At 68.1% G+C, this 23,588-nt stretch carries 22 protein-coding genes and 1 tRNA gene; 11 read left to right on the top strand and 12 right to left on the bottom strand.

The window, feature by feature from the left end; translation table 11 throughout:
• Positions 1–101: 101 nt before the first annotated feature.
• Positions 102–386, bottom strand: coding sequence for a hypothetical protein (locus ACTOWK_RS11440; RefSeq protein WP_441330289.1), 285 nt, complete (start codon positions 384–386; stop codon positions 102–104).
• Positions 387–921: 535 nt separating this feature from the next.
• Positions 922–1,365 carry a DUF6491 family protein gene (locus tag ACTOWK_RS11435; protein ID WP_441330288.1) on the bottom strand — a complete coding sequence of 148 codons (444 nt, stop codon included), beginning with the start codon at positions 1,363–1,365 and terminating at the stop codon, positions 922–924.
• A gap of 169 nt (positions 1,366–1,534) precedes the next feature.
• Between ACTOWK_RS11435 and ACTOWK_RS11430 the strand changes: the two genes are divergently transcribed.
• A tRNA-Phe gene (locus tag ACTOWK_RS11430) sits at positions 1,535–1,610 on the top strand.
• 818 nt (positions 1,611–2,428) lie between these two features.
• Here the strand turns inward: ACTOWK_RS11430 and ACTOWK_RS11425 are convergent.
• Complete coding sequence (locus ACTOWK_RS11425; RefSeq protein WP_441330287.1) at positions 2,429–4,576, bottom strand: prealbumin-like fold domain-containing protein; 2,148 nt, start codon at positions 4,574–4,576, stop codon at positions 2,429–2,431.
• Positions 4,577–5,123: 547 nt separating this feature from the next.
• Between ACTOWK_RS11425 and ACTOWK_RS11420 the strand changes: the two genes are divergently transcribed.
• A complete protein-coding gene (locus ACTOWK_RS11420) occupies positions 5,124–6,002 on the top strand; it encodes a GNAT family N-acetyltransferase (RefSeq protein WP_441330286.1) in 879 nt (292 codons plus the stop codon).
• Between the two features lie 92 nt (positions 6,003–6,094).
• Here the strand turns inward: ACTOWK_RS11420 and ACTOWK_RS11415 are convergent, their stop codons facing one another.
• The 6 genes from ACTOWK_RS11415 to ftsY all read right to left on the bottom strand — a co-directional run bounded on the left by ACTOWK_RS11415 (position 6,095) and on the right by ftsY (position 11,027).
• Entirely contained in the window at positions 6,095–6,352 is a 258-nt protein-coding gene (locus tag ACTOWK_RS11415; protein ID WP_441330285.1) for a DUF6289 family protein, read from the bottom strand.
• A gap of 91 nt (positions 6,353–6,443) precedes the next feature.
• Positions 6,444–6,698 (bottom strand): hypothetical protein, encoded by a 255-nt coding sequence (locus tag ACTOWK_RS11410; protein WP_441330284.1) that lies wholly within the window; start codon positions 6,696–6,698, stop codon positions 6,444–6,446.
• A gap of 129 nt (positions 6,699–6,827) precedes the next feature.
• Positions 6,828–7,097, bottom strand: coding sequence for an oxidative damage protection protein (locus tag ACTOWK_RS11405; RefSeq protein WP_031372921.1), 270 nt, complete (start codon positions 7,095–7,097; stop codon positions 6,828–6,830).
• Between the two features lie 67 nt (positions 7,098–7,164).
• Positions 7,165–8,235 carry an A/G-specific adenine glycosylase gene (gene mutY / locus ACTOWK_RS11400; protein ID WP_441330339.1) on the bottom strand — a complete coding sequence of 357 codons (1,071 nt, stop codon included), beginning with the start codon at positions 8,233–8,235 and terminating at the stop codon, positions 7,165–7,167.
• Positions 8,236–8,346: 111 nt separating this feature from the next.
• Positions 8,347–9,669: a hypothetical protein gene (locus tag ACTOWK_RS11395; RefSeq protein ID WP_441330283.1), complete on the bottom strand. Its 1,323-nt coding sequence runs from the start codon at positions 9,667–9,669 to the stop codon at positions 8,347–8,349.
• Positions 9,670–9,683: 14 nt separating this feature from the next.
• Positions 9,684–11,027, bottom strand: a complete 1,344-nt coding sequence (ftsY, locus tag ACTOWK_RS11390) for a signal recognition particle-docking protein FtsY (RefSeq protein ID WP_441330282.1) — start codon at positions 11,025–11,027, stop codon at positions 9,684–9,686.
• Between the two features lie 77 nt (positions 11,028–11,104).
• Here ftsY and rsmD point away from each other — a divergent pair, with 77 nt between their 5' ends.
• The 8 genes from rsmD (at position 11,105) to ACTOWK_RS11350 (ending at position 17,830) form a co-directional block, all read left to right on the top strand.
• Positions 11,105–11,731 carry a 16S rRNA (guanine(966)-N(2))-methyltransferase RsmD gene (gene rsmD, locus ACTOWK_RS11385; protein ID WP_441330281.1) on the top strand — a complete coding sequence of 209 codons (627 nt, stop codon included), beginning with the start codon at positions 11,105–11,107 and terminating at the stop codon, positions 11,729–11,731.
• Between the two features lie 89 nt (positions 11,732–11,820).
• A complete protein-coding gene (gene coaD, locus ACTOWK_RS11380) occupies positions 11,821–12,324 on the top strand; it encodes a pantetheine-phosphate adenylyltransferase (protein ID WP_031372926.1) in 504 nt (167 codons plus the stop codon).
• A 29-nt stretch (positions 12,325–12,353) separates the two neighbouring features.
• Positions 12,354–12,848: a hypothetical protein gene (locus tag ACTOWK_RS11375; RefSeq protein WP_441330280.1), complete on the top strand. Its 495-nt coding sequence runs from the start codon at positions 12,354–12,356 to the stop codon at positions 12,846–12,848.
• Positions 12,849–13,226: 378 nt separating this feature from the next.
• On the top strand, positions 13,227–13,475 hold the full coding sequence (locus ACTOWK_RS11370) for a YfhL family 4Fe-4S dicluster ferredoxin (protein WP_031372928.1): 249 nt from the start codon (positions 13,227–13,229) through the stop codon (positions 13,473–13,475).
• Between the two features lie 56 nt (positions 13,476–13,531).
• Positions 13,532–15,244: a gamma-glutamyltransferase gene (gene ggt / locus ACTOWK_RS11365; protein WP_441330338.1), complete on the top strand. Its 1,713-nt coding sequence runs from the start codon at positions 13,532–13,534 to the stop codon at positions 15,242–15,244.
• Positions 15,245–15,344: 100 nt separating this feature from the next.
• On the top strand, positions 15,345–15,932 hold the full coding sequence (locus ACTOWK_RS11360; protein WP_441330279.1) for a hypothetical protein: 588 nt from the start codon (positions 15,345–15,347) through the stop codon (positions 15,930–15,932).
• A 240-nt stretch (positions 15,933–16,172) separates the two neighbouring features.
• Positions 16,173–17,072 (top strand): MBL fold metallo-hydrolase, encoded by a 900-nt coding sequence (locus ACTOWK_RS11355; RefSeq protein ID WP_441330278.1) that lies wholly within the window; start codon positions 16,173–16,175, stop codon positions 17,070–17,072.
• Positions 17,069–17,830: a TMEM43 family protein gene (locus ACTOWK_RS11350; RefSeq protein WP_441330277.1), complete on the top strand. Its 762-nt coding sequence runs from the start codon at positions 17,069–17,071 to the stop codon at positions 17,828–17,830. Before ACTOWK_RS11355 ends, ACTOWK_RS11350 begins: the two co-directional genes overlap by 4 nt.
• Before the next feature lie 129 nt (positions 17,831–17,959).
• On the opposite strand, the gene upp is transcribed toward ACTOWK_RS11350, so the two are convergent.
• From upp to ACTOWK_RS11335, 3 genes are all read right to left on the bottom strand, one after another.
• Positions 17,960–18,595 carry a uracil phosphoribosyltransferase gene (upp, locus tag ACTOWK_RS11345; RefSeq protein WP_441330276.1) on the bottom strand — a complete coding sequence of 212 codons (636 nt, stop codon included), beginning with the start codon at positions 18,593–18,595 and terminating at the stop codon, positions 17,960–17,962.
• Between the two features lie 614 nt (positions 18,596–19,209).
• Positions 19,210–19,452, bottom strand: a complete 243-nt coding sequence (locus tag ACTOWK_RS11340; protein WP_031372935.1) for a hypothetical protein — start codon at positions 19,450–19,452, stop codon at positions 19,210–19,212.
• Between the two features lie 111 nt (positions 19,453–19,563).
• Complete coding sequence (locus ACTOWK_RS11335; protein ID WP_441330275.1) at positions 19,564–21,063, bottom strand: aminotransferase class III-fold pyridoxal phosphate-dependent enzyme; 1,500 nt, start codon at positions 21,061–21,063, stop codon at positions 19,564–19,566.
• Positions 21,064–21,705: 642 nt separating this feature from the next.
• On the opposite strand from ACTOWK_RS11335, the gene ACTOWK_RS11330 reads away from it, so the two are divergent.
• Entirely contained in the window at positions 21,706–23,550 is a 1,845-nt protein-coding gene (locus tag ACTOWK_RS11330; RefSeq protein WP_441330274.1) for a CIA30 family protein, read from the top strand.
• Positions 23,551–23,588 lie beyond the last annotated feature (38 nt).

The raw sequence follows: 23,588 nt of genomic DNA, 5'->3' as shown, positions 1-23,588 counted from the left end.
AGATCGGCGAGGATACTACGGCGAATGGTGGCGTCGTCAGGGTGGTGGCGTCGGCGGACGCAATGTCGGCGGACGGCTGCGGTAAAGCCCGGCGCCGGAGCTTAGCGGGCCGCGCGGGATTCGCCGTGCGCGGGCGATGCGGTCGCACTCGGTTCGAGCGACCGGGCCGCGGTGGCGCGCAGCATGTCGCCCTGATGGGCCAGCGGGGATCGGGGATTCGGCGCCGAGGGCGCGTCGCGGTCGGTGGCCGTCGCGGGCAGGGGCGCGGGCGGGGAAGAAGGCGCCGCCGCCTGGGCCAGCAAAGCCAGCACCGAGACGGCGGCCAGTACGAGGAGATAGCGAGGCAGCTCGTGGAGCATGTCCTGGACCACCGATGCCGCCTTCATGCACGAATCCTGCGTAGACCACGCGGAACAAACCGATTGGCCTTCCTGGCCCTCGGTGCGAACTCCGTTTCGCCGTGCATGCCCACTTCCCCAACACTTGCAAAGAGTAGCCCCGACTCCGCTGGCTCACCTGCTCAAGGTGACGGCCTTAATCCGTTGCTGAGCGGCATCCGTGTCATCGCATCGACCGTGCTGCCGGGGCGAGTACAGATTGGACGTCGGGGCGGTTCGGCGCAGTAGGTCGAACGCGCGGCGCCGTGTAGGATTTTTCTGACCCCGGTCACGTTCCCCCGGCAGGCGGTCTGGACCGGGGTGGCGGGGCTATTCGGCCGGCCGCGGTTTGCCGCGAGGTCGCGCGGCTCAGCGGCCAAGGGCGCCGACCGCGAGCGTCGGCTCGCAACGGTTCGATCTTGATCGGCTACTCGACCAAGGCGCGAACGCTGCGGACGCATGCGCTCATTCGCAGTGATCCGGGTAGTCGATCGAATGCCGCGCAAGCGCGACGCGAAGCCGCGCCTCCGCCGACTTCAGGACCTCAGGGCTTCGGGTCTTCCGGCATCGTCCCGGCTTCGCGCATGTCGCTTTGCGCCTGCTTGATCGCCTTGACGTCGAGCGGAAGGATGCGGCTGATGAAGCAGGGCATCTTGATCGACTGGTGGCCGAGCACGGTGACCTTGTCGAAGCGCGAGTGCACACGCCCCATCTGATTGCTCACGCTGATCGCCGAGGCGAAGTCGAGGTCCGGGCAACGGCCCTGCAGTTCGAGCAGGTAGGCCTGGTTGGGTTTGGTCCATACCGCCAGTGCGCTGTCGCCGAGCGGGGTCCAGCCGTCGATGCGGCCGAAGTACTGGAAGCTGTCGACGGGCGCGGAGGCGTGTGCGCGATACAGCGCCAGGCGCTGCGCGTCGTCCATCTTGGGATTGCTCGCGCAAGCGCTCAGCAAGAGCAGGGCGAGAGCGGCCGGAACCAGACGTTTCATGATCCACTCCTCGGCGGCGAGGCCGCCATTGCGGGCTAGGTCGACATGATGCGCCGGCGGTAGCGGAGCGCCGCGTCGACCTCGCGGTTCGTTCAGCGCCGATGAGGCTTGCCAGATTCCGTCGGCATCCGTATCATCCCGCTCCTCTCACGGCGCACCGTGAAAGAACGGCCGGGTAGCTCAGTTGGTAGAGCAGGGGATTGAAAATCCCCGTGTCGGGGGTTCGATTCCCTCCCCGGCCACCATTTGCATCAAGGGCTTAGCGTTCGCGCTAGGCCCTTGTTTTTTGTGGCCAGCTCATGCCTGCGCCGGAATCGATCGCGACGATTCCATCGATGCGTGCAGCGTGGCTCGCCGGACGCTCCGGCGACAGTGGCCGATGGCGAACGCCGACCCGCGATCGCGAGCCGCCAGATTTCATCAAGCCTTGGCTGTCGCGTGCGCGGCAGGCGACTTCGTGTTTGTCAGAGCATTTCATCCCATCGCCTACGACGCGAATACGGCTATCGACCGCGATGCCGGGATGCATCCTCGATGGCACGAAACGGCGGTAGAACGGGGTAGGAGAAATCCGACCCGTTACTGCGGCGCCGACCGACTGCGCGCACCCGTCCGAATCGCCAAGCTGGCCAGGCTGGCAACGTGTGGCCCTCCCTCGGTAGTTGTTTCCACACGGCAAGGGCCTTCAGGGAACGAAGGCCCGCCAGCAACATGACGGGCTCGCCCGGGAGGGCGGTGACGGCTTCTCATGTCTTCGGCACCTCGGTTTTGCCGGTCGTCTCGCCGCAGTCGATTCGGCTGCGGCAGGCGCCTGCGTGGCGCATGCACCATCGTTGTCGATCGTCGACTGCTGACGATCCCAGATCCCAGATCCCAGATCCTGGTCCCTGACCGGCGACCGGCGATCAGCAACCCGCGATCAGCGATCAGCGATCGATGCTCGGCGCAGAACTTAAAGAGCAGAACAAATAGCAGCAGATGCCGCGCCGAACACCCGGCGCCGGAAACCCTCGACGCACAGTCGCCGCGCCGGGGCTTTCTTCCCCGGCGGCAGCCTGGCGGATCAGTTGATCGTGCAGCTCAAGGTCACGGTAACGCTGGCGCCGTTCGCTAAGGTGCCCAAGGTCACCCCGGTATCCAGCGCCGCCAGGCTGATCGGCGTCACCGGGCAAGCGCTGCCGCTGCAGGTCGGCGGTGTCGTGCAATTCAAGTTGCTGCGACTCGCGTTGGGGTCGCGCAGGATCGCGCCGGTGACCGCGTCGGGCCCGTTGTTGGTGACCACGATCGAATACAGGGTCGTCGCGCCACGGGCTACGGTGTCGCCACTCTGATCGTTGGGGCCGGAACCGGGGGTATTGGTCTTGGTGATGACCAGGTCCGCAAGCGGCGCGCGCGTATTGGACAGCGTGCAGGTCAGGTCGTCGCCGGCCACCGGCGTGAGGCTGAAACTGCTGCCGTTGCCGCTCGGTGTTTGTCCGCCGGCGCGGGCGTTGGTGCAGGCATAACCGGTCGTGTAGTTGGCCAGGTTCGCACCAGCGGCGCCGGTTTCCGACAGGGTATAGGCCGAGCCGATGCTGCCGGTGTTGAGCAAGGCTTCGCCGGTCGCGGTGGTGCCGCTGCCGGTGGTCGTCGCCGTGGCCGGGCCGCCGTTGCCGACGATGCTCAAGGTGAATTGGTCGGCATCGACGAAGCGGCCCAGCGGCAGCGTTTTGCGCAGGCGCAGGATCGGCTGCTTCTGGAATACCAGCGGGCCGCTGGCGGTGTCGTTGGCGGTATTGAAGTCGTTGTTGGTGGCATCGCCGTCGCCGTCGGGCACGGCGCGACCGAGCGCGGCATTGGCGGTGTAGGTGCCGCTGAGGGTCGGCGGGTTGACCGTGGCCGGAATGCTGAAACTGACCGTGCCGCCGTTCGCGCCCGGCGAAGCCGCGGCAGCGAGCGGAGTCGGGTTGAGCGCGCAGGTCACGACTGTGTTCGCGCCATTGGCGGTGCAGTTGGCCGGCAAGGTGCCGGCGGTCCAACCGGCCGGCAAGGTCGCGACCACGGTGAAGCCGTCGTCGCCGTCGGTGGCGCCCGGGCCGAGGTTGGTCGCGGTCAGCACGATGTTCTGCAACTGGCCGTAGTTGCTGTAGGCCGGCGTCGGCGTGGTCAGCGCGACCGCGATGTCGGGCAGGCCGGTGACGTTGAGCGTGCAGGACAGATCTTCTTCGTTGAGCAAGGCGACGCCGGTCAGGCAGGTGCCGCTGGAGACGAAGGTGTTGGCGGCGATGCCGCTCGGCCGCTGGCTGATCGCCGCGCGGTAATTGCTGCCGGGCAACACGTAGATCTCGCTCGCGGTTTGCACGGTGCTGAGGTTGGCTGCGGCACTGGCATGCGGGGTGCGTCCCGCGCCGGTGGTTCCGGCGCCGTTATCCAGCAGGGTCGCGCCTTGGGTCAGGTTGACCAGCCAGCCGCTGCCGCCGCGGGTCTGGCTCCATGCGAAATCGGTGAAGCCCAGGATCGCCGAATGACGCGCCTGCAACAGGGTGCCGCAATACACGTTGATGCCGTCGTATCCCTCGCCGCCGGCCTGCATGTACAACCCCGACACCAACGAGGTGGCGGTGTTGCTGCAGAACGGCCCGCGCGCAACGTGGGCGGGTTGGCCGGACATGGTCTCGCGCACGCCGACTTCGACGCTGGTCGAGGCGCCGGTGGTCATGCGGACCCAGGAATTCGCGTTCAAGGTCAGAGGCCGGCAAACCAGGTTCAAGGACGAGGCCCACGGCGGGTATTGGCCGCTCGACCATTCGCGATCCCAACCGCCGAACTGGTGCACGAGTTGGTTGGCCGGACAGTAGCCGGTGACTTCCGTGCCCGGCTCGGCGTAGGTGCCCGACAACACGTCCGGCGTGCCGTTGGGGTTGCGATTGACCACGCTGACCGTGGTGCCGTCGGTAGTGATGCCGCCGCAGTACAGGCCCACGCGGTTGGTCATGCCGCGGGTCGAGGTGATCCCCGCGCTCATCGATTTGTCGCGGTGATAGCCGCCGCGGACGACCGTGCCCGCCTGGCATTGCAGGGCGCCCGAGCCGACGTCGCCTTTATTGGTGCCGATGGTGCCGGTCGGACTGGCTCCGGCTTGGACGCCGATGCCCGCCTGGGCATGGGCGGTGCCGATGCCGGTCGCCGAGAGGGCGAGCAGGCACAGGGGGGCCAAAAGTTTTGCCAACATTCGTGGACGATCCTTGCGAGGCTTGGGCGCGCGATCGGGGGCGGCGCGCCGTTAATGTGATCCAGGTCGCAAAAAATGTGCCATTCATCACAGTTTTAGAGAAACCGCTTTCAAGGCCGGTCGTCAGCGCCGGGTGCGGGCGGTCAGGCGCCCTTCCTCGTAGAGGTCGTTGACCTGCCGCTGAAGGTCAGTTTCTGACCATGAGGGAGGTTGAGAGCCCCCGAAGGCGCGGCGGATCGCTCCGGTCGTGCTCGATCCGGGCTTGCCGAAACCCGGCCTGTAAGGTGCGGGAGCGGTCGACGACATCCGCTGTCGAGGTCTGTGGCCTGGACCGAGCGGGAGCCTAGGGCGGGGGGGGCGATCGTTGCAGCGTCGATGCGCGCGATTTGACACTCGTCAATGTGCGCACTACGGTGCGCATCCCCATTCACCGTCATCCGGCGGGTCCAGAGGGACACCATGTCTGAGAGTGTAGCCACCCGCTAAACCCTTCACTGAGTGAAGGTGGGTAGACGCGTCGAGTTCGTTCGCCATTCGCGCAAAGCGAATGCGCGCCGCCGCGTCCGTTTCGGCTACAACCGACATCAGACATGACTATTTCGCAAAGGAAGCGGCGCGCGCTGTGCGCGTCCGCCTCAGGTGGAGCCATCCACCATCGCAGCGCCGATGCTGCGGACTTCATCGCTATCGCCGTCGTTTACCGCGACATTTCCAGCACGCGCCGGTCACGCTGCAGCACTCGGGCCTCGCACACGCGTGCGTGGTCGAAGTCCTTCAACGGGTCGTTGCCATCGCGCAGCATTCAGTGGCTACGGATAGCGCATCTGCGCCACCAGCATTGGAGGCCGACATGCTGAGCCTGCTGATGTTCAGTCGCGTCTCTCGTCACGAGCCCGCGTGCGGGCAGGAGAACCCCATGCGTATCGAAGCGGAAAATGCCGCGCATCATGGCGAAGTCGACGCCGTCACCCGCGCCGCCTTCGCCGGCGGCGACGAGGCCGAACTGATCGAACGCCTGCGTGCGGACGGATTGGTCCGGCTGTCCCTGGTCGCCGTCGACGACGGGCGAGTGGTGGGGCACGCGATGTTCACCACCTTGCACGTCGTCGTCGACGGACGCATCGCCGATGCGCTGTGTCTCGCGCCGGTATCGGTGTTGCCGCAGCATCAGCGGCGCGGTATCGGTTCGATGTTGATCCGTGACGGGCTCGCGCGTTGCAAGGCGCTGGGTTGCGAAGCGGTGGTGGTGCTCGGCCACGCCGCTTACTACCCGCGTTTCGGTTTTTCCGCAGCCCTGGCGAGCAAGCTCGCGGCGCCGTTCGCGGGCGAATCGTTCATGGCGCTGGAGCTGGTCGAAGGCGCGCTGGCCGGCGCTGCCGGCGCCGTGGTGTATCCGCCTGCGTTCGGCATCGACGGCGGGCATTGATCGGATCGCCGCAAAGACGAAGCCCACCGCAGGCGGTGGGCTTCGTCGCATTCGGGATCAACGCAATGCCGACGTGCCGAGAGCGCAGCGACTCATGGCTCCCAGCCGCAGGTGCTCTTGGCATAGGTGAAATAGCGAGTGCGTTCGCCCCACTGGAAGGGCTCGCCGCAGTGGCCGTAACCCATGCCGCCGACTTCGACCGTGCGGGTCGCGTCGGAGTAATAAGTGAAGACGTAACCTTCGCCGGGGCCCGGATAGGGCAGTGCGGCGGCGGCCAGCGACACGACCATGCCGGCGGCGAGCAGCAACAACGACAGCTTGTTCTTCGACGGTTTGTTGGTTGCGGACATCGCGATTCTCCTTGAGGCCCGTGCGCGCGCAGCGAACCCAGCCCGCTTGCGGCAGGCCGGGTCCGTCTGTGATTCGCGCGGAGGCGCCCGATCAGGGCAGCGGGTTACAGGTGGTCTTGTAGTAGGTCGAGTACGAGGTCATGCGGCCCCACTGGAAGGGCTCGCCGCAGTAACCATAGGAACGACCGCCGACTTCGACCGTGCGCGATGCGTCGGAGTAGAACGTGAAGGTGTAGCTCTCGCCCGGGCCGGCGTGCGGCAGGGCCATTGCGGCCAGCGAGACGAGCATGCCGGCGGCGAGCAGGAACAGCGACTTCGTCTTGAGTTGCTTCTTCGACTGGAACATCAGGACTCTCCCTTGTGCCTGTGGACTCCGGATAAGCCGGAGTCCCCCGGTTCTACACGAAACCGGCGCATCGTTGCGACGCAGGCCACGGGTCCGTAGCCGGAAACGTGACGGGCTTCCTGCTGCCGATCAGGCTTCGGGCACGTAGCCGTCCGGCTTGGCCGCGCCGCCGCCGAACAGGAATTTCTCCATTTCGCCTTCGAGGAAGGCGCGATGCTTCGGATCGAGCGGCGACAGCCGGTTCTCGTTGATCAGCATGGTCTGGTGCGCGAGCCATGCGGCCCAGGCCGGCTTGCCGACATGGGCGAACACGCGCTTGCCCAGTTCGCCGGGCCAGGGCACGAAATCCAGGCCCTCGGCCTCGCGTTGTTCGTACTCGCAGAAAACGGTGCGGCTCATGGGGATGGTCCTGGAATGTGGTGGAAAGTAGCGAGGTACCGCTGCGGTCGCCGGCATCGGCGCGGCGTCACAGCGATTCGATCAGTTTGCGGATCGGCGCCGGGATGCCGAGGGTGGCGAGTTCGGCGCGTTCGAACCAGCGCAGGTCGTCATTGTCGCGCACGCCGTCGCGCAAGGCGACCGGGCGCCAGCGTCGCGGCAGCAGTTCGAGTTTGTAATGGCTGAAGGCGTGGGCGATCGGCGTCAGTTCCTCGCCGTCGCCGAACTCGCCGCCGACGTGCGCGGCGAACCACTGCGCCGCGCCGTCTTCGTCGTCGCTTTGCGGCAAGGTCCACAACGAGGCCCAGATGCCCGCGGGCGGACGGCGTTGCAGCAGCACCCGGTTGTTGCGGTCGAGCAGCCACAGCACCTGCGCATGACGTTGCGGCGCGATCTTGCCGGGCTTGGGCGTCGGCAGTTCGGCGACGCGGCCTTCGATGCGCGCGACGCAATCGTGTTGCAGCGGGCACAGGATGCAGGACGGGTCGCTGCGCGTGCACAGGGTCGCGCCGAGGTCCATCTGCGCCTGGGTGTAATCGGTCATGCGCGCATGCGGCAGATGCGATTCGGCCAGCGCCCACAACCGGCGTTCGATCGCCGGCAGGCCCGGATAACCGGCGATGCCGTGATAACGGCTCAACACCCGTTTGACGTTGCCGTCGAGGATGGCGTGGCGGTCGTCCCAGGCCTGCGAGAGAATCGCCGCGGCGGTGCTGCGGCCGATGCCGGGCAGGGCGGTCAAGGCATCGATATCGCGCGGCAGGTCGCCATCGTGGCGTTCGACGCAAAGCTTGGCGGTCGCATGCAGATTGCGTGCGCGAGCGTAATAGCCCAGCCCCGACCACAGGCCGAGCACGGTATCCAGCGAGGCCGCGGCGAGCGCAGGCAGGGTCGGCAGGGTTTCGACGAAACGCTCGAAGAACGGCGCCGCGGTCTTGACCTGGGTCTGCTGCAGCATGATCTCCGACAGCCACACCCGGTACGGCGTGCGCGGATGTTGCCAGGGCAGGTCGTGGCGGCCGCTGACGTCGAACCAGGCCAACAGGCGGCTGGCGTAGGCGTCGTCGCCGGCGTTGGCGGAGTTGTTGGCTGCCGGCACGCCTGCGGTCTTGCTCGGGCGTGGCTTGGTTGCGCGCTGCTTCATTCAGATGACTTCATTCAGATGACTTCATGCAGGTGACTTCATGCAGGTAACTTCAGGCGGATGACTTCATTCGGGCGAGCGGGTCGCAGCCGGCTTCGGCGTGGGTGGAGTTGGCGTGGCGGTCGCTGGCGTCGCGTCGTCGTCTTCGATTTCGATCTCGACCCCTTCCAGGGTGGCGCCGGACACTTCGATCCGCGGCGTGCTCAAACGGCCGCTCAACGGCGGCAGCAGTGCGCCTTCGCTCGCGTCGACCCAGGCCAATACCGTCGGCAGTCGGAAGCGGCCATCGAAGCGGGTCCGGTCGCGTTGCAGGCGCAGCGCGCTGTCGCCGGAAAAATCGGCCGGGCCGTCGTAGTCGAGTACGAACGGCAGCGGCGACCTCGATTGCCCCAACGGTGGCGGCAGCGCAGGCCAGGCCTCGGGCCATTGCGCCAGCACGCCGTCGAGATGCAATCGCATGGCCTCGCCGAAGGCGAAGCGCCCGCTCGCATCGAGTTGCGGTATCGCATCTTTACCGCGCAAAGCGGCGCCGAGCGGCGCCAGGGTCAAGGCCGCATCGCGATAACGCAGCGGTCCGGCCAGGCCGAAGACGAAGGGCAGGTCGGTATCGCCGGCGCGGTAACGCGCGTTGGCGCCCAGACGCAGGCGATCGAGGCCGAGGCCGTCGTCGCCGGAATGCAGCAGGGCGCCCAGGCGGATTCGCATCGGCAGGGCCCAGTCCTTGGCCTGCACGCTGACGCCGCCGGACAGGCCGAGGCCACGCGCGAGCGCGGGACGTTGCAGCGTCGCGGCGAGATCGAACGGAACCTGCACGCCATCGCTGAGCACGCGTCCACCGATGCGCGCCCGCAGCCGCCGCTGCGGATGCAATTCGGGCGAGGACAGCGAGATCTGTTCGATCGACCAGCCCGCGCCGACGACGCGGCCGCGCACGATGCGCAGGCCGTCGCTCAGGCTTGGGATGCGCAGCGGTTCGGTCGAGGGCGGGCGTGTGGCCAACCAACGCTGCAAGGCGGCGACATCGAGTTGCGGGGCGTCGAGTTCGATCCGTTCCACGTCGAGCACCGCGCCGGCGGCGCGGATCGTGCGCCACGGCAGGGCGAGGTAGACGCGTTCGGCGCGCAGCAGCGGTACGGTCGCGCCGGGTTGGCGCGCGACCAGGTCGCGCACCACCAGCATCGGCGTGCCGCGCAAACGGTATTCGCTGGCGCCGCTGGCGCTGAGCTCAAGCCCCAGCGCCTTGCCGACCTGGCTCAGCAGGATGCCGCTGACCTGGCTGGGCTGCGACACCCAGCGCAAGGCGAGCGCGGCGACCAGCAGCACGACCGCGACGATCGCTATCGGTTTGCGCGAGCGGCGCGCCGGCGCGGCCGTGGTCGTCGCGGGCATGGCGAGGCCGCGCCTCAGCCGCCCAGCGCTTCAGGCAGCAGAGCGTCGACGAAGGCCTCGGCATCGAACACGCGCAGATCCTCGGGGCGTTCGCCGATGCCGGCGTAGCGGATCGGAATGCCGAACTCGCGCGCCAGCGCGAACACCACGCCGCCCTTGGCGGTGCCGTCGAGCTTGGTCACCACCAGGCCGGTGACGCCGACCGCGGCATGGAACTGGCGCAACTGCGACAGCGCGTTCTGGCCGGTGGTGCCGTCGATGACCATCAGCACTTCGTGCGGCGCGGTCGCGTCGACCTTGGCCAGCACACGGCGGATCTTGCCGAGTTCGGCCATCAATCCCTGCTGGGTGTGCAGGCGGCCGGCGGTATCGGCGATCAGCACCTGGGTGCCGCGCGCCTTGGCCGCCTGCAAGGCGTCGAACGCGACCGAGGCGGCATCGGCGTTCTGGCCCTGGGCGACCACCGGCACGCCGTTGCGTTCGCCCCAGGCCTGCAACTGCGCGACCGCGGCGGCGCGGAAGGTGTCGCCGGCGGCGAGCATCAGCGGGCGGTTCTCGTCGCGGAAGCGCTTGGCCAACTTGCCGATGGTGGTGGTCTTGCCGACGCCGTTGACGCCGACCGTCAGCACCACGAAGGGCTTGGCCTGGGTGTCGATGACCAGCGGCTTGGCGACCGGCAGCAACATCGCGATCAGGTCGGCACGCAAGGCCGCGAGCAGGGCGTTGGCGTCGGCGAACTCGCGCGACTTCATGCGCTTGCGCAGGCTTTCGACCAGCTGGGTGGTGGCGGTGACGCCGACGTCGGCGGTGATCAACGCGGTTTCGATTTCGTCGAGCAGGTCGTCGTCCAGGCGCGGGTTGCGCGAGAACAGGCCGCCGAAGCTGCGTGCGAACACGCTGCCGCGCAGGCGTTCGCGCCAGCCGGACTTGCCCGCGGCGGCGGCCGGCTTGTCGATGTAGTCGGCCGGGGCGGATTCGCCCGGCACCGAGATCACCGTGGTGGATGCGGTTACCGGCGCTGCAGCCGGGGCGGCTGCGGGCGCGCTGGTCGCAACGGCAGGCGCCACCGGCAAGGGCGGCTCGACTTCGAGCGCGGCGGCCAGGACTTCGGCCGGCACCGGCGGCTCGACGGACGCTGGCTTGACGGGAGCCGGCTCGACCGAAGCCGGTTCGGCGGCAGGCGGCTGCGGTGCAGGCGCTTCGACTGCGGGCGGCGTGGCCGTGGGCGCTTCGGCCGGCGCAGGCTCAAGCCGCGCGCTGGGAAACGCGGCGGCCAGTTCTTCGGTGGTGAAACGGCGTTCGGAAGACGAGCTTCCGCCGGCGGTTTCGGGTTTCTTGCGGCGAAAAAAACTGACCATTCGGGAGGCTGGGGGCGAGAAGGCGCGAGGATGCGCGAGAATGTGCACATGCTAGCACCGGCCTCCAGGCGCCCCCGATGAAGACTCCACAGCGCGGCCCACGTCCCGTTTCCGCCGCCTCGCGCAGCGCAGCCCCGACCGGCAAGGTCCGCATCATCGGCGGGCGTTGGCGCGGCACGCGCCTGGCCGTGGCCGATGCGCCGGGTCTGCGCCCGACCTCCGACCGCGTGCGCGAGACCTTGTTCAACTGGCTGATGCCGGTGCTGCCGGGGGCGCGCGTGCTCGACTTGTTCGCCGGCAGCGGCGCGCTCGGCCTGGAAGCGCTGTCGCGCGGCGCCGCATCGGCGGTGCTGGTCGAACGCGACCCGGCCCTGGCCGCGGAACTGCGCGCGCTGACCGGCCGCCTGCAGGGCGGCGAGGCCGCCAGCGTGGCCCAGGCCGATGCGCTGGCCTGGCTGGCGGCGCAGCCGCGGGCGGGCGAGGGCGTGCCGGGCTTCGACCTGGCCTTCGTCGACCCGCCGTTCGCGGCCGGCTTGTGGAGCACGGTCTGGCCGGCCTTGTTGCCGACGCTGGCGCCTTCGGCCTGGCTGTACGTCGAAGCGCCGGCGCAGGCGGCGATCGATCTGCCCGGCGACTGGCTGCTGCATCGCGAAGGCGCTACCCGCGAGGTCCGCTACGCCGTGTACCGCCGTCTGGCGCCCTGACCGGCTCCGGCAACCGGCTGCTACACTGCGCCGCATCCGGCGGGGCGGCCTTCCCGCTCCCTGTCATTCCAGCAGCGAACGACCATCGAATGAGCTCGGCCCGCAACCGAATCGCCGTCTATCCCGGCACGTTCGACCCGATCACCAACGGTCACATCGACCTGGTAGATCGCGCCGCCCCATTGTTCGAACGGATGATCATCGGCGTGGCCGAGAGCCCGGGCAAAGGGCCGGCGCTGCCGCTCAAGACCCGGGTCGAGCTGGCCCGCAAGGCGGTCGCCCACCAGCCCAACGTCGAAGTGCGCGGTTTCGACTCGCTGCTGGCGCATTTCGTCGCCCAGGTCGGCGGCGGGGTGCTGCTGCGCGGGCTGCGCGCGGTGTCCGACTTCGAATACGAATTCCAGCTGGCGAGCATGAACCGGCATCTGATCCCGGAGGTCGAGACCTTGTTCCTGACCCCGGCCGAGCAGTACGGCTTCATCTCGTCCTCGCTGGTGCGCGAAATCGCCCGCCTCGGCGGCGACGTTTCCGGCTTCGTGCCGCCGGCCGTGGTCGACGCGCTGCAGGCCGAGTGGCAACGCAACAAACACTGACCACCAAACAAACATCCAAGGGGCAAACGATGAAAACTTCCTCCCGCCTGCTGCTGATCGCCTGCCTGGCGCTGCCGTTCGTGGCCGCGTGCCAGAAAGAGGAGAAGAAGGAAGCCGCGGTCGAGACCGCCGCGCTGCCGGCGCCGAAGACCAGCGACGAAAGCGCCTGGAGCGCTTATCTGACCGACGTGGTCCAGCGCAATCTCGACGGCGTCAGCGGCAGCACCTATGTCTACGTGCTGCCGGCGCCGGAAGCGCCGACCTTCCAGGGCGACTACGAGCGCATGCTCGAAAAGGCCCAGACCGACCTGTCGCAGGGCATCCTCGAAGGCAACCTGGTGGCGTTCGGTTCGCCGAACTCGGCCAAGACCGCCGACCTGGTCGTCGCCTCGTTCGCCAAGGTCCTGCCGACGACGATGAAGGGCGTCAAGTTCATCTTCATCGGCGACAGCGTCGACAACGAGCGCGTCAAGACCGCGGTGGCACCGTCGTCGGTCAACTACGTGTTCGTCGAAGCCAAGTGATCCAGCCGCCCGGCCGCTGAGTCGGCCGGGCCGTTTCGGAGCGCCTGGCGCTGGCTGAAGCTGTACCCACTCGGGCCGCGCAAGCCGCCCGAATCGTTTTGTAAAGCCCCCCACCGCGCAAGCGGCCCGAATCGTTTTGTAAAGCCCCAGGCCGCGTGAGCCCGAATCGCTTGCCGGCCGGTGGTTCTCAGCGGCCGACCGCCATCCGGACCGCGAGCCGCCATCCGGGCGGACGGGGCTGCGGCTGGCACATTCGCGGCCGCCGTGCCCGCGACACGCAGCATCCCGGCGCTCGGCTATGCCGGCGGACGCCCAAGCCCTACACTGCAAGCTCCATGCCGGCAATGCGAACCCGCGGCTCGCCGGCGACCAGTGCCCATGTCGCTCAAGATCAACGAACTCTGCGTCAACTGCGACGTCTGCGAGCCAGCCTGCCCCAATCAGGCGATCTCCCAGGGCGAAACGATCTATGTGATCGATCCGGCGCGTTGCACCGAATGCGTCGGGCACTACGACGAACCACAATGCGTGGTCGTTTGTCCGGTCGAATGCATCGACCCGGACCCCAACCACGTCGAAACCGAGCCGCAATTGCTGGACAAGCTGCGGCGTCTACAGCAGGAGTGAACACGATGCGCAAGGCGTTGCGGCTGCGGGCCGGTCTGAAGTCTCCCATCTTGCTGATGGCCACGCTGCTGCTGATCGCCTCGCCCGCGTGGTGCGCCGACGGCGGCGCCCGCGCGCCGGCACGCAGCGCCGCGGCCGCAAGCGCGGCCGCGCATCCGCCCGGCACCGCGATCGCCAGTGCGCACTCGTTGTCGACCCAGGCCGGGTTGGAAATCGTCCGCGCCGGCGGCAACGCCTTTGACGCCGCGATCGCGGTGTCCTCGACCCTGTCGGTGGTCGAGCCGATCAGCTCGGGCATCGGCGGCGGCGGTTTCTTCCTGCTGCACGACGCCAAAACCAAGCGCGACATCTTCGTCGACGCGCGCGAGACCGCGCCGGCCGCGGCCACGCCGGCGGCCTATCTCGACGACAAGGGCGAACTCAACCGCGACCGCGCCACCAATGGGCCGTGGTCGGCCGGCATTCCCGGTCTGCCGGCGGCGCTGGTGCATCTGGCGCAGCACTACGGAAAGCTGCCGCTGAAGACCTCGCTGGCGCCGGCGATCCGGATCGCCCGCGAAGGCTTCGAGGTGTATCCGCGCCTGGAAAAGGGCTATGGCAGCCGCCGTGAAGTGATGGAGCGCTACCGCGGCACCCGCGAGGTGTTCCTCGCCGACGGTTCGCCGCCGAAAGCCGGCGAGACCCTCAAGCAGCCGGATCTGGCGCGCACTCTGGAACTGCTGGCCGAGAAAGGCTTCGATGGTTTCTATCGCGGCGACGTCGCCGCCAAATTGCTGGCTTCGGTCAAGCAAGAAGGCGGCCAGTGGCGCGCCGAAGAACTGGCCGGTTACAAGGTGCGCGAACGCGAACCGCTGCGCCTGAAGTACCGCGCTTGGGACATCGTCACCGCGCCGCCGCCGTCCTCGGGCGGCGTAGCCTTGGCCGAGATCCTGCAAGTGCTGCAGGGCTGGGACCTGTCCAAGCTCGATCCCGCGCACCGCACCCACATCCTCGCCGAGGCCATGCGCCGCGCGTATCGCGACCGCACGATTTATCTGGGCGATCCGGATTTCGTGAAGATGCCGATCCGGCGCCTGACCAGCGCCGATTACGCCGCCGGCCTGCGCGCGACGATCCATCCCGAGAAGGCCACGCCGAGCGATCTGCTGTCGGGCCAGCCGGCGCCGCTCGAAGACGACGAGACCACTCACTTCTCGATCATCGACGGCGACGGCAACCGCGTCTCGGCGACCCAGACCGTCAACCTGCTGTACGGCTCGGGCCTGGTCGCGCCGGGCACCGGCGTGCTGCTCAACAACGAAATGGACGACTTCGCCCTGCGTCCAGCCACCCCGAACGCGTTCGGCGTGATGGGCTTCGAGGCCAACGCGCCGGCACCGGGCAAGCGCATGCTCAGCTCGATGACGCCGAGCTTCCTGGAATCATCCGATCGCGTGGTCGCGGTCGGCGCGCCCGGAGGCAGCCGCATCATCACCCAGGTGCTGTTGGCGATCCTCGCCTACGACGCAGGCCTGCAGCCGCAGCAGGTCGCCGCGCAACCGCGCATCCATCACCAGTGGATGCCGGACGCGATCTCGGCCGAACCCGGCGCGCTCGATGCCGACACCGTCGCCAAGCTCCAGGCCATGGGCCACAAGGTCAACGCCGGCGAATCGACCTGGGGCAACCTGCAGACGGTGATGTGGGACAAGCGCGCCAACACGCTGTCGGGCGGCACCGATCCGCGCAATCCGGTCGGCCAGGCCGAGGTACGGCCCAGCAAACCCTGAGCCGCCGCCTGCGAAACCGTCGGCGCGATGGCGCGACGGCGGTGCGGTGCAGTAGATTTCGCGGCATGGACGGCAGCGTGAAGCAACAGGGGACAGGGCAGTGAGCGACGATAACGACAAGCGTTGGTATACCCGCGTGCCTGCGATTTCGATCGCGCTGGTCGCTTTCCTCGTGGCCTTGACCACACTCGTCAACAACGTGCGCGAGATCGGCGGGCTCAAGGACAAGCCGACGACGCCGGCCGCGCCCTCGCAGCCGGTGGCGGCCACTCCGGTCAAGCCCGCCGCGCCGCAGGCGCCGGCGCGCTACACGGTGTTGCTGACCCTGGAAAAGATCGAAGTCGTCAACGACGGCACCAACGGCAGCACGGCCTGGTCGTTCGACGTCAGCGCCGGCGGTCAGGATCTGTTCGCGCTGCCGTCGCGCGACTACCTCGACAGCGAAGCCGAGCGCATCGTCACCCCGCGTCCGACCGACCCCTCGATGGGGCGGGTGGTGCTGGTGGCCGGGCAGGAAATGCTGGTCAAGATCAACGGACGTTCGTCCGGGCTGATCAGCAAGGCCGCCGCCAGCGGCAGCGCGACCCTGTTGGCCGAGCGGCCCTTGGCGCCGGTGCGCGTGGTGGCCGGCGACGGCCGCGACGGCGAGTTCATCTTCCACTTCGCCACCGTCACCACGCCGCAATGACGGCCTTAGGCGCCGAATGAAGGCGGCTGCCGATGATCGGCGGTTGCGCAGCGTAAGCGAAGCCTGCTTGTGATCGATGGCTGAGCAAGCGTAAGCGACGCCTGCCTGCGGTCGACGCCTGCGTAGCGTGAGCGGCGCCTGTCCACGATCCGCCGCTTCGCCTCGTTCCGGCCCGATGCCTGCGTTTGCGCAGTAAAATCGGACCATCCTTCGCCAATGCCCTCAGCGGGCGGTGCAGACATGAAACTCTGGTCGATCCTCGGCAACTCGCAGAAACTCGATGGCGGCGCGATGTTCGGCAACGCGCCGCGCGCGATGTGGGCGAAGTGGTCGCCGCCCGACGAACACAACCGCATCGCCCTGGCCTGCCGGGCCTTGCTCGCCAGCCCGCTCAACGGCAAGACCGTGCTGTTCGAGGCCGGCATCGGCGCGTTCTTCGAACCCAAGCTGCGCGAACGCTACGGCGTGGTCGAAGATCGCCATGTCCTGCTCGAATCGCTGGCTCGCGCCGGTTTCGCGCCCGAGGACATCGACGTGGTGGTGCTGTCGCATCTGCACTTCGACCACGCCGGCGGCTTGCTCGCGCCTTGGGCCGAAGGCGAGGCGCCGCGCCTGTTGTTCCCTAACGCGTCGTATCTGGTCGGGCGCGAGCATTACGAGCGCGCTTTACACCCGCATGCGCGCGACCGCGCGAGTTTCATTCCCGAGCTGCCGGGTTTGCTCGAAGCCACCGGCAAGCTGGAGCTGGTCGATGGCGCGCATTCCAGGCTGCTCGGCGACAGCGTACGTTTCCACTACAGCGATGGCCACACGCCTGGGCTGATGCTGGCCGAGATCGTCGGCCCCGACAGCGTCGGCGGCGAACCGCACGGCGGCGTGGTGTTCTGCGCCGACCTGATTCCCGGGCGGCCGTGGGTGCACGTGCCGATCACCATGGGCTACGACCGCAACGCCGAGCTGTTGATCGACGAGAAGAAGAGCTTCCTCAGCGACAAGCTCGCGCGCAACGTGCATCTGTTCTTCACCCACGACCCCGAGTGCGCGCTGGCCCAGGTGGTGCGCGACGAGAAGGGCAAGTTCGGCACCGCGCACGAAGTCGCCGAACTGCAGGCGCGGACCCTGGCCGCATGGGCTGCGTGAGCGGCCGCCGGCGCCGGGCGGCGCTGGCGCTGTATGCCATCGCCTTGCTGGCGATGTGCGTGCTCGCGGGCACGGCGTTCGCCCAGAGCGAAGACCCGGGCGAACCGCTCGGCGAACCGCGCAGCGGCAAGCGTTTGCTCGACCGCGACTTCGGCGTGGAAACGCGCGAGTTCGGGCTCGATCGCCGGGTCGAGATGTATCAGTGGCGCTCGGTCGGCGAAGGCTACGAGCGGGTCTGGAACGCGGCCCCGATCGATTCCTCGAAATTCTCGGCCGGGCACGTCAATCCGACGCGCCTGCCCTTGGAGAACAAGCGTTGGTGGGCGGACGCCGCGACTCTCGACGGCAAGCCGATCCGCCCCGAGGTGCTGCGTGCGGTCGGCGAGTGGCGTTTGTTTCGCCCGAATTTCAGCCGCCTGCCGGCGAACCTTGCCGCGACCTTCCAGCCGGAAGGCGACGGCCTCGGCAGTGCCGAGAACCCGCTCGACCCGCAGATCGGCGATCTGCGCGTGAGCTGGCGCGAACTGCGGCTGCCGCCCTTGGAGGGCAAGCTGGAACTGCGCGAAGGCAGTTGGCGCCTGCGCCCCGAAGCCGCCGCCGCAGCCCTGAATGCAGCGCCTGCGCGCGAGCCGAATGCCGCGGCCTCGATCGACCGCGACGACGGCCGCTGGTCGCCGGCCTGGTTCGCCACCGCAGTGGCGTTCGCCTTGATCCTGTTGTATCGGTTGCGCAAGCGGCGGCAGCGCAAGACCTCTTGAGGGTTTCGTTCGGGCGCAGCGGTCTTCGTTGCACCGGGGCGCTTGTGCAGCGCGAGCACCGCATCGACGGCGATATCCGTCGGCCCCCCCCGCATGCGTGGCGGGGCGCGATCTCACTCGCAACAACGCTCAAGCGTAATGCTTGGTCCCGAAGATCTTGTCGCCGGCATCGCCGAGGCCGGGCAGGATGTAGCCGGCTTCGTTGAGGCGTTCGTCGATCGAAGCGGTGAAGACTTCGACGTCGGGGTGGCGCGCTTCCAGCGCCTTCAGGCCTTCCGGCGCGGCGACCAGGAACAGGCCCTTGATGCGTTTGCAGCCGGCGGCCTTGAGCAGGTCGACGGTCGCGATCAGGCTGCCGCCGGTGGCGAGCATCGGATCGAGGATCAGCGCGGTGCGCTCCTCCATCCGGCCGGTGAGTTTTTCGTAGTAGCCGACCGGTTGCAGGGTTTCTTCGTCGCGCTGCAGACCGACCACGCCGACCTTGGCCGCCGGAATCAGCTCCAGCACGCCCGGCAGCATGCCCAGGCCGGCGCGCAGGATCGGCACCAGGGTGACCTTGGCGCCCTTGATGCGGCGGGTGACGACCGGCCCGGCCCAGCCCTCGACCACCGCCTCCTCGGTTTCCAGATCGGCGGTGGCTTCATACGTCAGCAGCGTCGCGACCTCCGAGGCCAATTCGCGAAACGACTTGGTGCTGTTGTCGGCGCGGCGCATCAGGCCGAGCTTGTGCTGCACGAGGGGGTGGCGGACTTCGACGATTTTCATGGGCGGCCTTTATACGGTTGTCTGCCGGGCGGTCTTGTCCGCAAGCATTGATGGTTGTGGGGCGGGGCGCAAGGGCGACGGGGTTTGACGCTGTGCAAAACCGATCAGAGCCGGTCGATCTGCCTTTGCCCCTTTGTTGAGGGCGCGGGGATTTGCTCTTATTGCGGTTGCTTTCGCGGGCATTGGAGGTAAGAACAAATCCCCGCTGCCCCCCCTTTTCCAAGAGGGAACCCATCCGGTTGGAACGTGGCAGCGGCGCGGCGGCCTCGCGATGGCGCCCGTCGTATGCCCCCTTGGGTGAGGGGGCGGCGCCGCGAAGCGGTGCGGGGGATTTGCTGTTGCTGTTGCTGTTGCTTGTGCGGTAGGTGAGGGCAAGAGCAAATCCCCGCTGGCCCCCCTTTTCCAAAGGGGGGAACCCATCCGGTTGGAATGTGGCAGCGGCGCGGCGGCCTCGCGATGGCGCCCGTCGTGTGCCCCCTTTGGAAAGGGGGCGGCGCCGTAGGCGCGGGGGATTTGCTGTTGCTGTTGCTTGTCGGGCAGATCCCACGCGAGCGCAGGGCGCAAACAAAAAGAGGCCGGTCGCCCGGCCTCTTTCGTACCGCATGAGCCGAGGCTCAGGCCGTGCGGACGTACTGGATCTCGACGCCGTCGCTGTCGCCGATGGCCGCGCGCAGCACGGTGATCAGCGAGCCTGCGTTGAGATGATCGATTTCGATCATGTCGACGGTGGCGTGGTCGATGAAGTAGTTCTGGTCCTTGCTGTCTTCTTCTTCCAGCGCCGCGACGAGGATCTGCAATTCCTCTTCGCTGATCTCGCCGATGTCGGCGCCGGTGTCCTTGTTCGACAAACGAATCATTGTGGTTCCCTGGAAATGAGCGAAGAGGAGTGAGGAGCGAGCCAGGGCAGAAGCGAGAAGCAGCTGTTGCTCGCTCCTTACTTCTCCACACACGCTCCTAGCTGGCGGCCGTCAGGCCGCGACGGCCTGGTGCGCGCGCGGGCCTTCGCGCAGGGCGCGGCCGACCATCGACACCAGCAGTTCGATCTCGTCGCTGCCGATGGTGAAGTTCGGGGTGAAGCGCAACGAGTTGACGCCGCCGTGAATCACGCCGATGCCGCGTTCGCGCAGCCATTCTTCGGTCGAGCCGGCGCCGTAGCACTTGAACTGCGGGGCGAGTTCGCACGAGAACAGCAGGCCGGTGCCCTGGACCTTGGTGATCAGGCCGCCGAGTTCGCTTTTGAGCTTCTCCAGCTTTTCGATCGCCTCGGCGCCGCGGTTGCGGATGTTGGCCTGCAGTTCCGGGGTGACGTGCTCCATCACGGCGACGGCGACGTCGAGCGCGCGCGGGTTGCTGGTCATGGTGTTGCCGTACAAACCCTTGCGGTACAGCGAGGCGGCGCGTTCGCCGACCGCCAGCACCGACAGCGGGTACTGGCCGGCGTTGAGCGCCTTGGAATAGGTTTCCATGTCCGGCGCTTCCAGGCCTTCGAAGCCCGGGTAGTCGACGATCGACAGCACGCCGTGAGCACGCAGGCCGGCCTGGATCGAATCGACCAGCAGCAGCGAACCGTGGTTGCGGGTCAGCTCGCGGGCGGCGGCATAGAACGCCGGCGGCACGCCGCGGCCCGGGTCGCCTTCGCCCATGACCGGTTCCAGGAACATCGCCTCGACGAACCAGCCGTTGCTGTCGGCGTCGGCGAACACCTTCTTCAGCGCGTCGACGTCGTAGGGTTCGACGGTGATGACCGAGTCTTCATTGCGGAAGCTGGCCAGGTGCTGCTGATAGGCCTTGCGCGAGGAGTCCGAGTACAGCGCCGGGCGCTCGGTGCGGCCGTGGAAGCTGCCCTTGACCACGACGCGCTTGATGACGCGACCGGCATGGCGTGCGCCCGGGTCGGTCATCAGCTTGCTGTTGACGTCGGCGATGCGCGCGGCCAGCGACACCGACTCCGAGCCGGAGTTGAGGCAGAAGAACCGCTCGTACGGGCACCCGCCGCGGGTCGTGCCGATGGCCCCGCGCAGGGCGCGCTCGAAGCGCAGCTGCGACAGCGACGGGGTCATGATGTTGGCCATCACCTGCGGCTTGGCCATCGCCGCGATCACCGCCGAAGGGGTGTGGCCGAAGCCGAGCATGCCGTAGCCGCCGGAGTCGTGCAGCACCGCGCCCTTCAGGGTGATCACCCAGGGGCCGCGCGCGGTCAGGGCGATGTAGGGGTTGACGCCATCGTCGGGATAGAAATTGACGTAGCCGGCCTGGACCGCCTGGATCTGCGCGTCCTCGTCGAGGTCGAGCAGGTCGGCGTGCAGGTCGCGGATCAGCGCGTACTCGGCCGCGGCCGCGGCGATGGCTTCGCCGAGTTCGGGGTGGGTCACGGCGAAGCGGGCGACGGTGTCGTCGTCCAGGCCGATGGTGCGGCGTTTGCCGGCGTGAGCGCGCAGCGGCGCGAGTTGGCTGAGCAGGTTGTTCATCGTCAATCTCCACAGGCCGGCGGCGTGCGCGGCCTCTCCAGTTTTCGGCCGAGGCCGAAGGCTTCATCACATGGGAGACCGGTCCGCCTTCACGGCTGGACTCTCGCAGTTGCAGCGGCAATGCCGCCAAGCGCCATCTCTCACACCCGTACAACGTAAGAAACAACGAAAGATCTCGGCCGCAGTGCGCGCAAGAATTTTGCGTGGCGCATCCGCTTCTCGATGATTTTTCGTTTCAATTCAATAATTTATACGAGTCTACCATGTCCGGATCGCGCCGATAACCCCCACTGCGCGGCTCGGCTCTTCGGCAGGCGTGACGCTTGTCACCGGGGATGAATGATCTCGCCCACTGCCCCGGCGAACGGCCGAGTACGACAGTGAGCGCACCTGCCGGAAGCCGTGGAGCCAGCCGATGAGCGCGATCCATCCCTTCCATGGCGTCGTCGCCGCGACCGCGGGCCAGCCCTCGACGTGCCTGGCTCCGGCCGCGCTCGTATTGTCCGCCGCGCAGGCCGGCCTGTCGGTCCGGCCTTGGCCGTGCGACGTCCTCTTATCGCGGTCGCGAGCGGCCGTTGCCGCCAGCGCCGCAGAGTCCCCCGATGGCCGCGCCGCAGCCGTCGCCACCGAATGGAGCAGAACATGAAGATGGAAAAATCGTCCGTGCACACCCAAGCCGTCGGCCTGTTGCTCGGCGCCTTGCTGGGCTCGGGCGCGGCGGTCGCCGCCGATGGTGCCGGTGGCGCGCATGCGTCGGCCGCGACCGCCACCAAGGCGGCGCTGCCGGCGGCCTCGTTCGCGATCCGCCAGGTGCGCGTATTCGACGGTGAGCGCGTGCTGCCCTCGGCGACCGTGCTGGTCCGCGACGGCCTGATCGCCGAGGTCGGCGCGGACGTATCGGTGCCGGCCGGTGTGCCGTTGGTCGACGGCAACGGCGCGACTCTGTTGCCCGGCCTGATCGATTCGCACGTCCACAGTTGGGGCGAGGCGCGCAGCGATGCGCTGCGTTTCGGCGTGACCACCGAGTTGGACATGTTCAGCGACCACCACGGCCTGGCGGCGGCGCGCGCCGAGCGCGAAAGCCGCGCCAAGACCGGCAAGGCCGATCTATGGTCGGCCGGCACCCTGGTGACCGCCAAGGGCGGGCACGGCACCCAGTACGGCATGCCGATCGCGACGCTCGACGACCCGGCGCAGGCGCAGGCCTTCGTCGATGCGCGCATCGCCGAGGGCTCGGACTACATCAAGCTGGTGCTGGAGAGTTTGCTCGACGATAGCGGCAAGGCGCGCCTGAATACCTTGTCGGAGGCCTCGCTGCGGGCGGCGATCAAGGCCGCGCACGCGCGCAAGCGCATGGCCATGGTGCACGTGTCGCAGGCCTCCGATGCGGCGTTGGCCATCGATGCCGGCGCCGACGGCCTGGTCCACATCAACGGCGACCTGCTCGACGATCCGAAACTCGTCGCGGCGATCAAGCAGCGCAAAGCGTTCGTGGTGCCGACCCTGACGGTGATGTCGTCGATCTACGGTTTCGACGGCTCCGCACGCAAGCGCGTCGCCGGCGACGAACGCCTGACGCCGTATCTGCGCCCGCAGCAACGCGATCAGTTGGCCGCCAGCTTCCCGAGCGGATTCCTGACCCAGCAGAAGTTCAACAACACCCTGGAGAACGTGCGCCGCCTGCACGAGGCCGGGGTGCCTCTGCTCGCCGGTACCGACGCCGGCAACCCCGGCACCACCCACGGTGCCAGCGAGCACGGCGAACTCGAATTGCTGGTGCAGGCCGGGTTGAGCCCGGTGCAGGCCTTGAGTGCGGCGACCGCGGTGCCGGCGCGCAGCTTCGGCCTCGACGACCGCGGCCGCATCGCCCGCGGCTTGCGCGCCGACATGATCCTGGTCGACGGCGACCCGACCACCGACATCACCGCCACCCGTGCGATCCGTTCGATCTGGAAGAACGGCTACCCGGTCGAGCGCACCATCGACAGCGCGCTGCCGAAGCTCAAGCCGGGCAAGATCGCCTTGTTCGCCGGCGACAAGCCCAGCGCCAGCTGGGTCGCCTCCAACGATCTCTACGTCGGCGGCAAGTCGCGCTCGCACCTGGAGACGGTCGCCGAAGGCGGCAAGGCGGCCACGCTCGCGGCCAAGGGCGACGTCGTCGCCGGCATCGCCCAGCCCTGGGGCGGGCTGATGTTCGTGCCGGGTCCGGCGCCGCTGGCTTCGGTCGACGCGCGCGAGGTCAGCGAGTTCAGCCTGCGGGTGCGCGGCGATGGCCGCAAGCTGACGGTGATGGTGTTCTCCGGCACCGACATGCTCCGCCCGCCCGGCATCCAGCAGCTCTCGGTCGGCGCACAGTGGCAACAAGTGCGGGTGCCGCTGGCGAGCATGGCCGGCGTCGACCTGGGCAACCTGCGCGGCATCGTGCTGGGCGCCGGCGGCGAGCCGGGTCCGTTCGCGTTCGAGATCGAAGCGGTCGAACTCCGCTAAAGTCCGCTACGCCGATGCGGTCCGGACCGGCGCCGGAC

The organism is Lysobacter sp. CA196, from assembly GCF_052078695.1.
GTDB lineage: Bacteria > Pseudomonadota > Gammaproteobacteria > Xanthomonadales > Xanthomonadaceae > Lysobacter.
The sequence above is the reverse complement of the archived record's forward strand: the minus strand, read 5'-3'. Positions and strand labels throughout refer to the sequence as shown.

What these genes read in the sequence shown, in the direction of transcription:
- ACTOWK_RS11405 (WP_031372921.1), bottom strand. Translation starts at nt 7,097, where the DNA reads ATGAGCCGCACCGTTTTCTGCGAGTACGAACAACGCGAGGCCGAGGGC.
- ACTOWK_RS11395 (WP_441330283.1), bottom strand. Translation starts at nt 9,669, where the DNA reads ATGCCCGCGACGACCACGGCCGCGCCGGCGCGCCGCTCGCGCAAACCG.
- ACTOWK_RS11440 (WP_441330289.1), bottom strand. Translation starts at nt 386, where the DNA reads ATGAAGGCGGCATCGGTGGTCCAGGACATGCTCCACGAGCTGCCTCGC.
- ACTOWK_RS11340 (WP_031372935.1), bottom strand. Translation starts at nt 19,452, where the DNA reads ATGATTCGTTTGTCGAACAAGGACACCGGCGCCGACATCGGCGAGATC.
- ACTOWK_RS11415 (WP_441330285.1), bottom strand. Translation starts at nt 6,352, where the DNA reads ATGTCCGCAACCAACAAACCGTCGAAGAACAAGCTGTCGTTGTTGCTG.
- coaD (WP_031372926.1), top strand. Translation starts at nt 11,821, where the DNA reads ATGAGCTCGGCCCGCAACCGAATCGCCGTCTATCCCGGCACGTTCGAC.
- ACTOWK_RS11370 (WP_031372928.1), top strand. Translation starts at nt 13,227, where the DNA reads ATGTCGCTCAAGATCAACGAACTCTGCGTCAACTGCGACGTCTGCGAG.
- ACTOWK_RS11355 (WP_441330278.1), top strand. Translation starts at nt 16,173, where the DNA reads ATGAAACTCTGGTCGATCCTCGGCAACTCGCAGAAACTCGATGGCGGC.
- ACTOWK_RS11435 (WP_441330288.1), bottom strand. Translation starts at nt 1,365, where the DNA reads ATGAAACGTCTGGTTCCGGCCGCTCTCGCCCTGCTCTTGCTGAGCGCT.
- ACTOWK_RS11330 (WP_441330274.1), top strand. Translation starts at nt 21,706, where the DNA reads ATGAAGATGGAAAAATCGTCCGTGCACACCCAAGCCGTCGGCCTGTTG.
- upp (WP_441330276.1), bottom strand. Translation starts at nt 18,595, where the DNA reads ATGAAAATCGTCGAAGTCCGCCACCCCCTCGTGCAGCACAAGCTCGGC.
- ACTOWK_RS11420 (WP_441330286.1), top strand. Translation starts at nt 5,124, where the DNA reads ATGCGCGCCGCCGCGTCCGTTTCGGCTACAACCGACATCAGACATGAC.
- ftsY (WP_441330282.1), bottom strand. Translation starts at nt 11,027, where the DNA reads ATGGTCAGTTTTTTTCGCCGCAAGAAACCCGAAACCGCCGGCGGAAGC.
- ACTOWK_RS11425 (WP_441330287.1), bottom strand. Translation starts at nt 4,576, where the DNA reads ATGTTGGCAAAACTTTTGGCCCCCCTGTGCCTGCTCGCCCTCTCGGCG.
- rsmD (WP_441330281.1), top strand. Translation starts at nt 11,105, where the DNA reads ATGAAGACTCCACAGCGCGGCCCACGTCCCGTTTCCGCCGCCTCGCGC.
- ggt (WP_441330338.1), top strand. Translation starts at nt 13,532, where the DNA reads ATGGCCACGCTGCTGCTGATCGCCTCGCCCGCGTGGTGCGCCGACGGC.
- ACTOWK_RS11335 (WP_441330275.1), bottom strand. Translation starts at nt 21,063, where the DNA reads ATGAACAACCTGCTCAGCCAACTCGCGCCGCTGCGCGCTCACGCCGGC.
- ACTOWK_RS11410 (WP_441330284.1), bottom strand. Translation starts at nt 6,698, where the DNA reads ATGTTCCAGTCGAAGAAGCAACTCAAGACGAAGTCGCTGTTCCTGCTC.
- ACTOWK_RS11375 (WP_441330280.1), top strand. Translation starts at nt 12,354, where the DNA reads ATGAAAACTTCCTCCCGCCTGCTGCTGATCGCCTGCCTGGCGCTGCCG.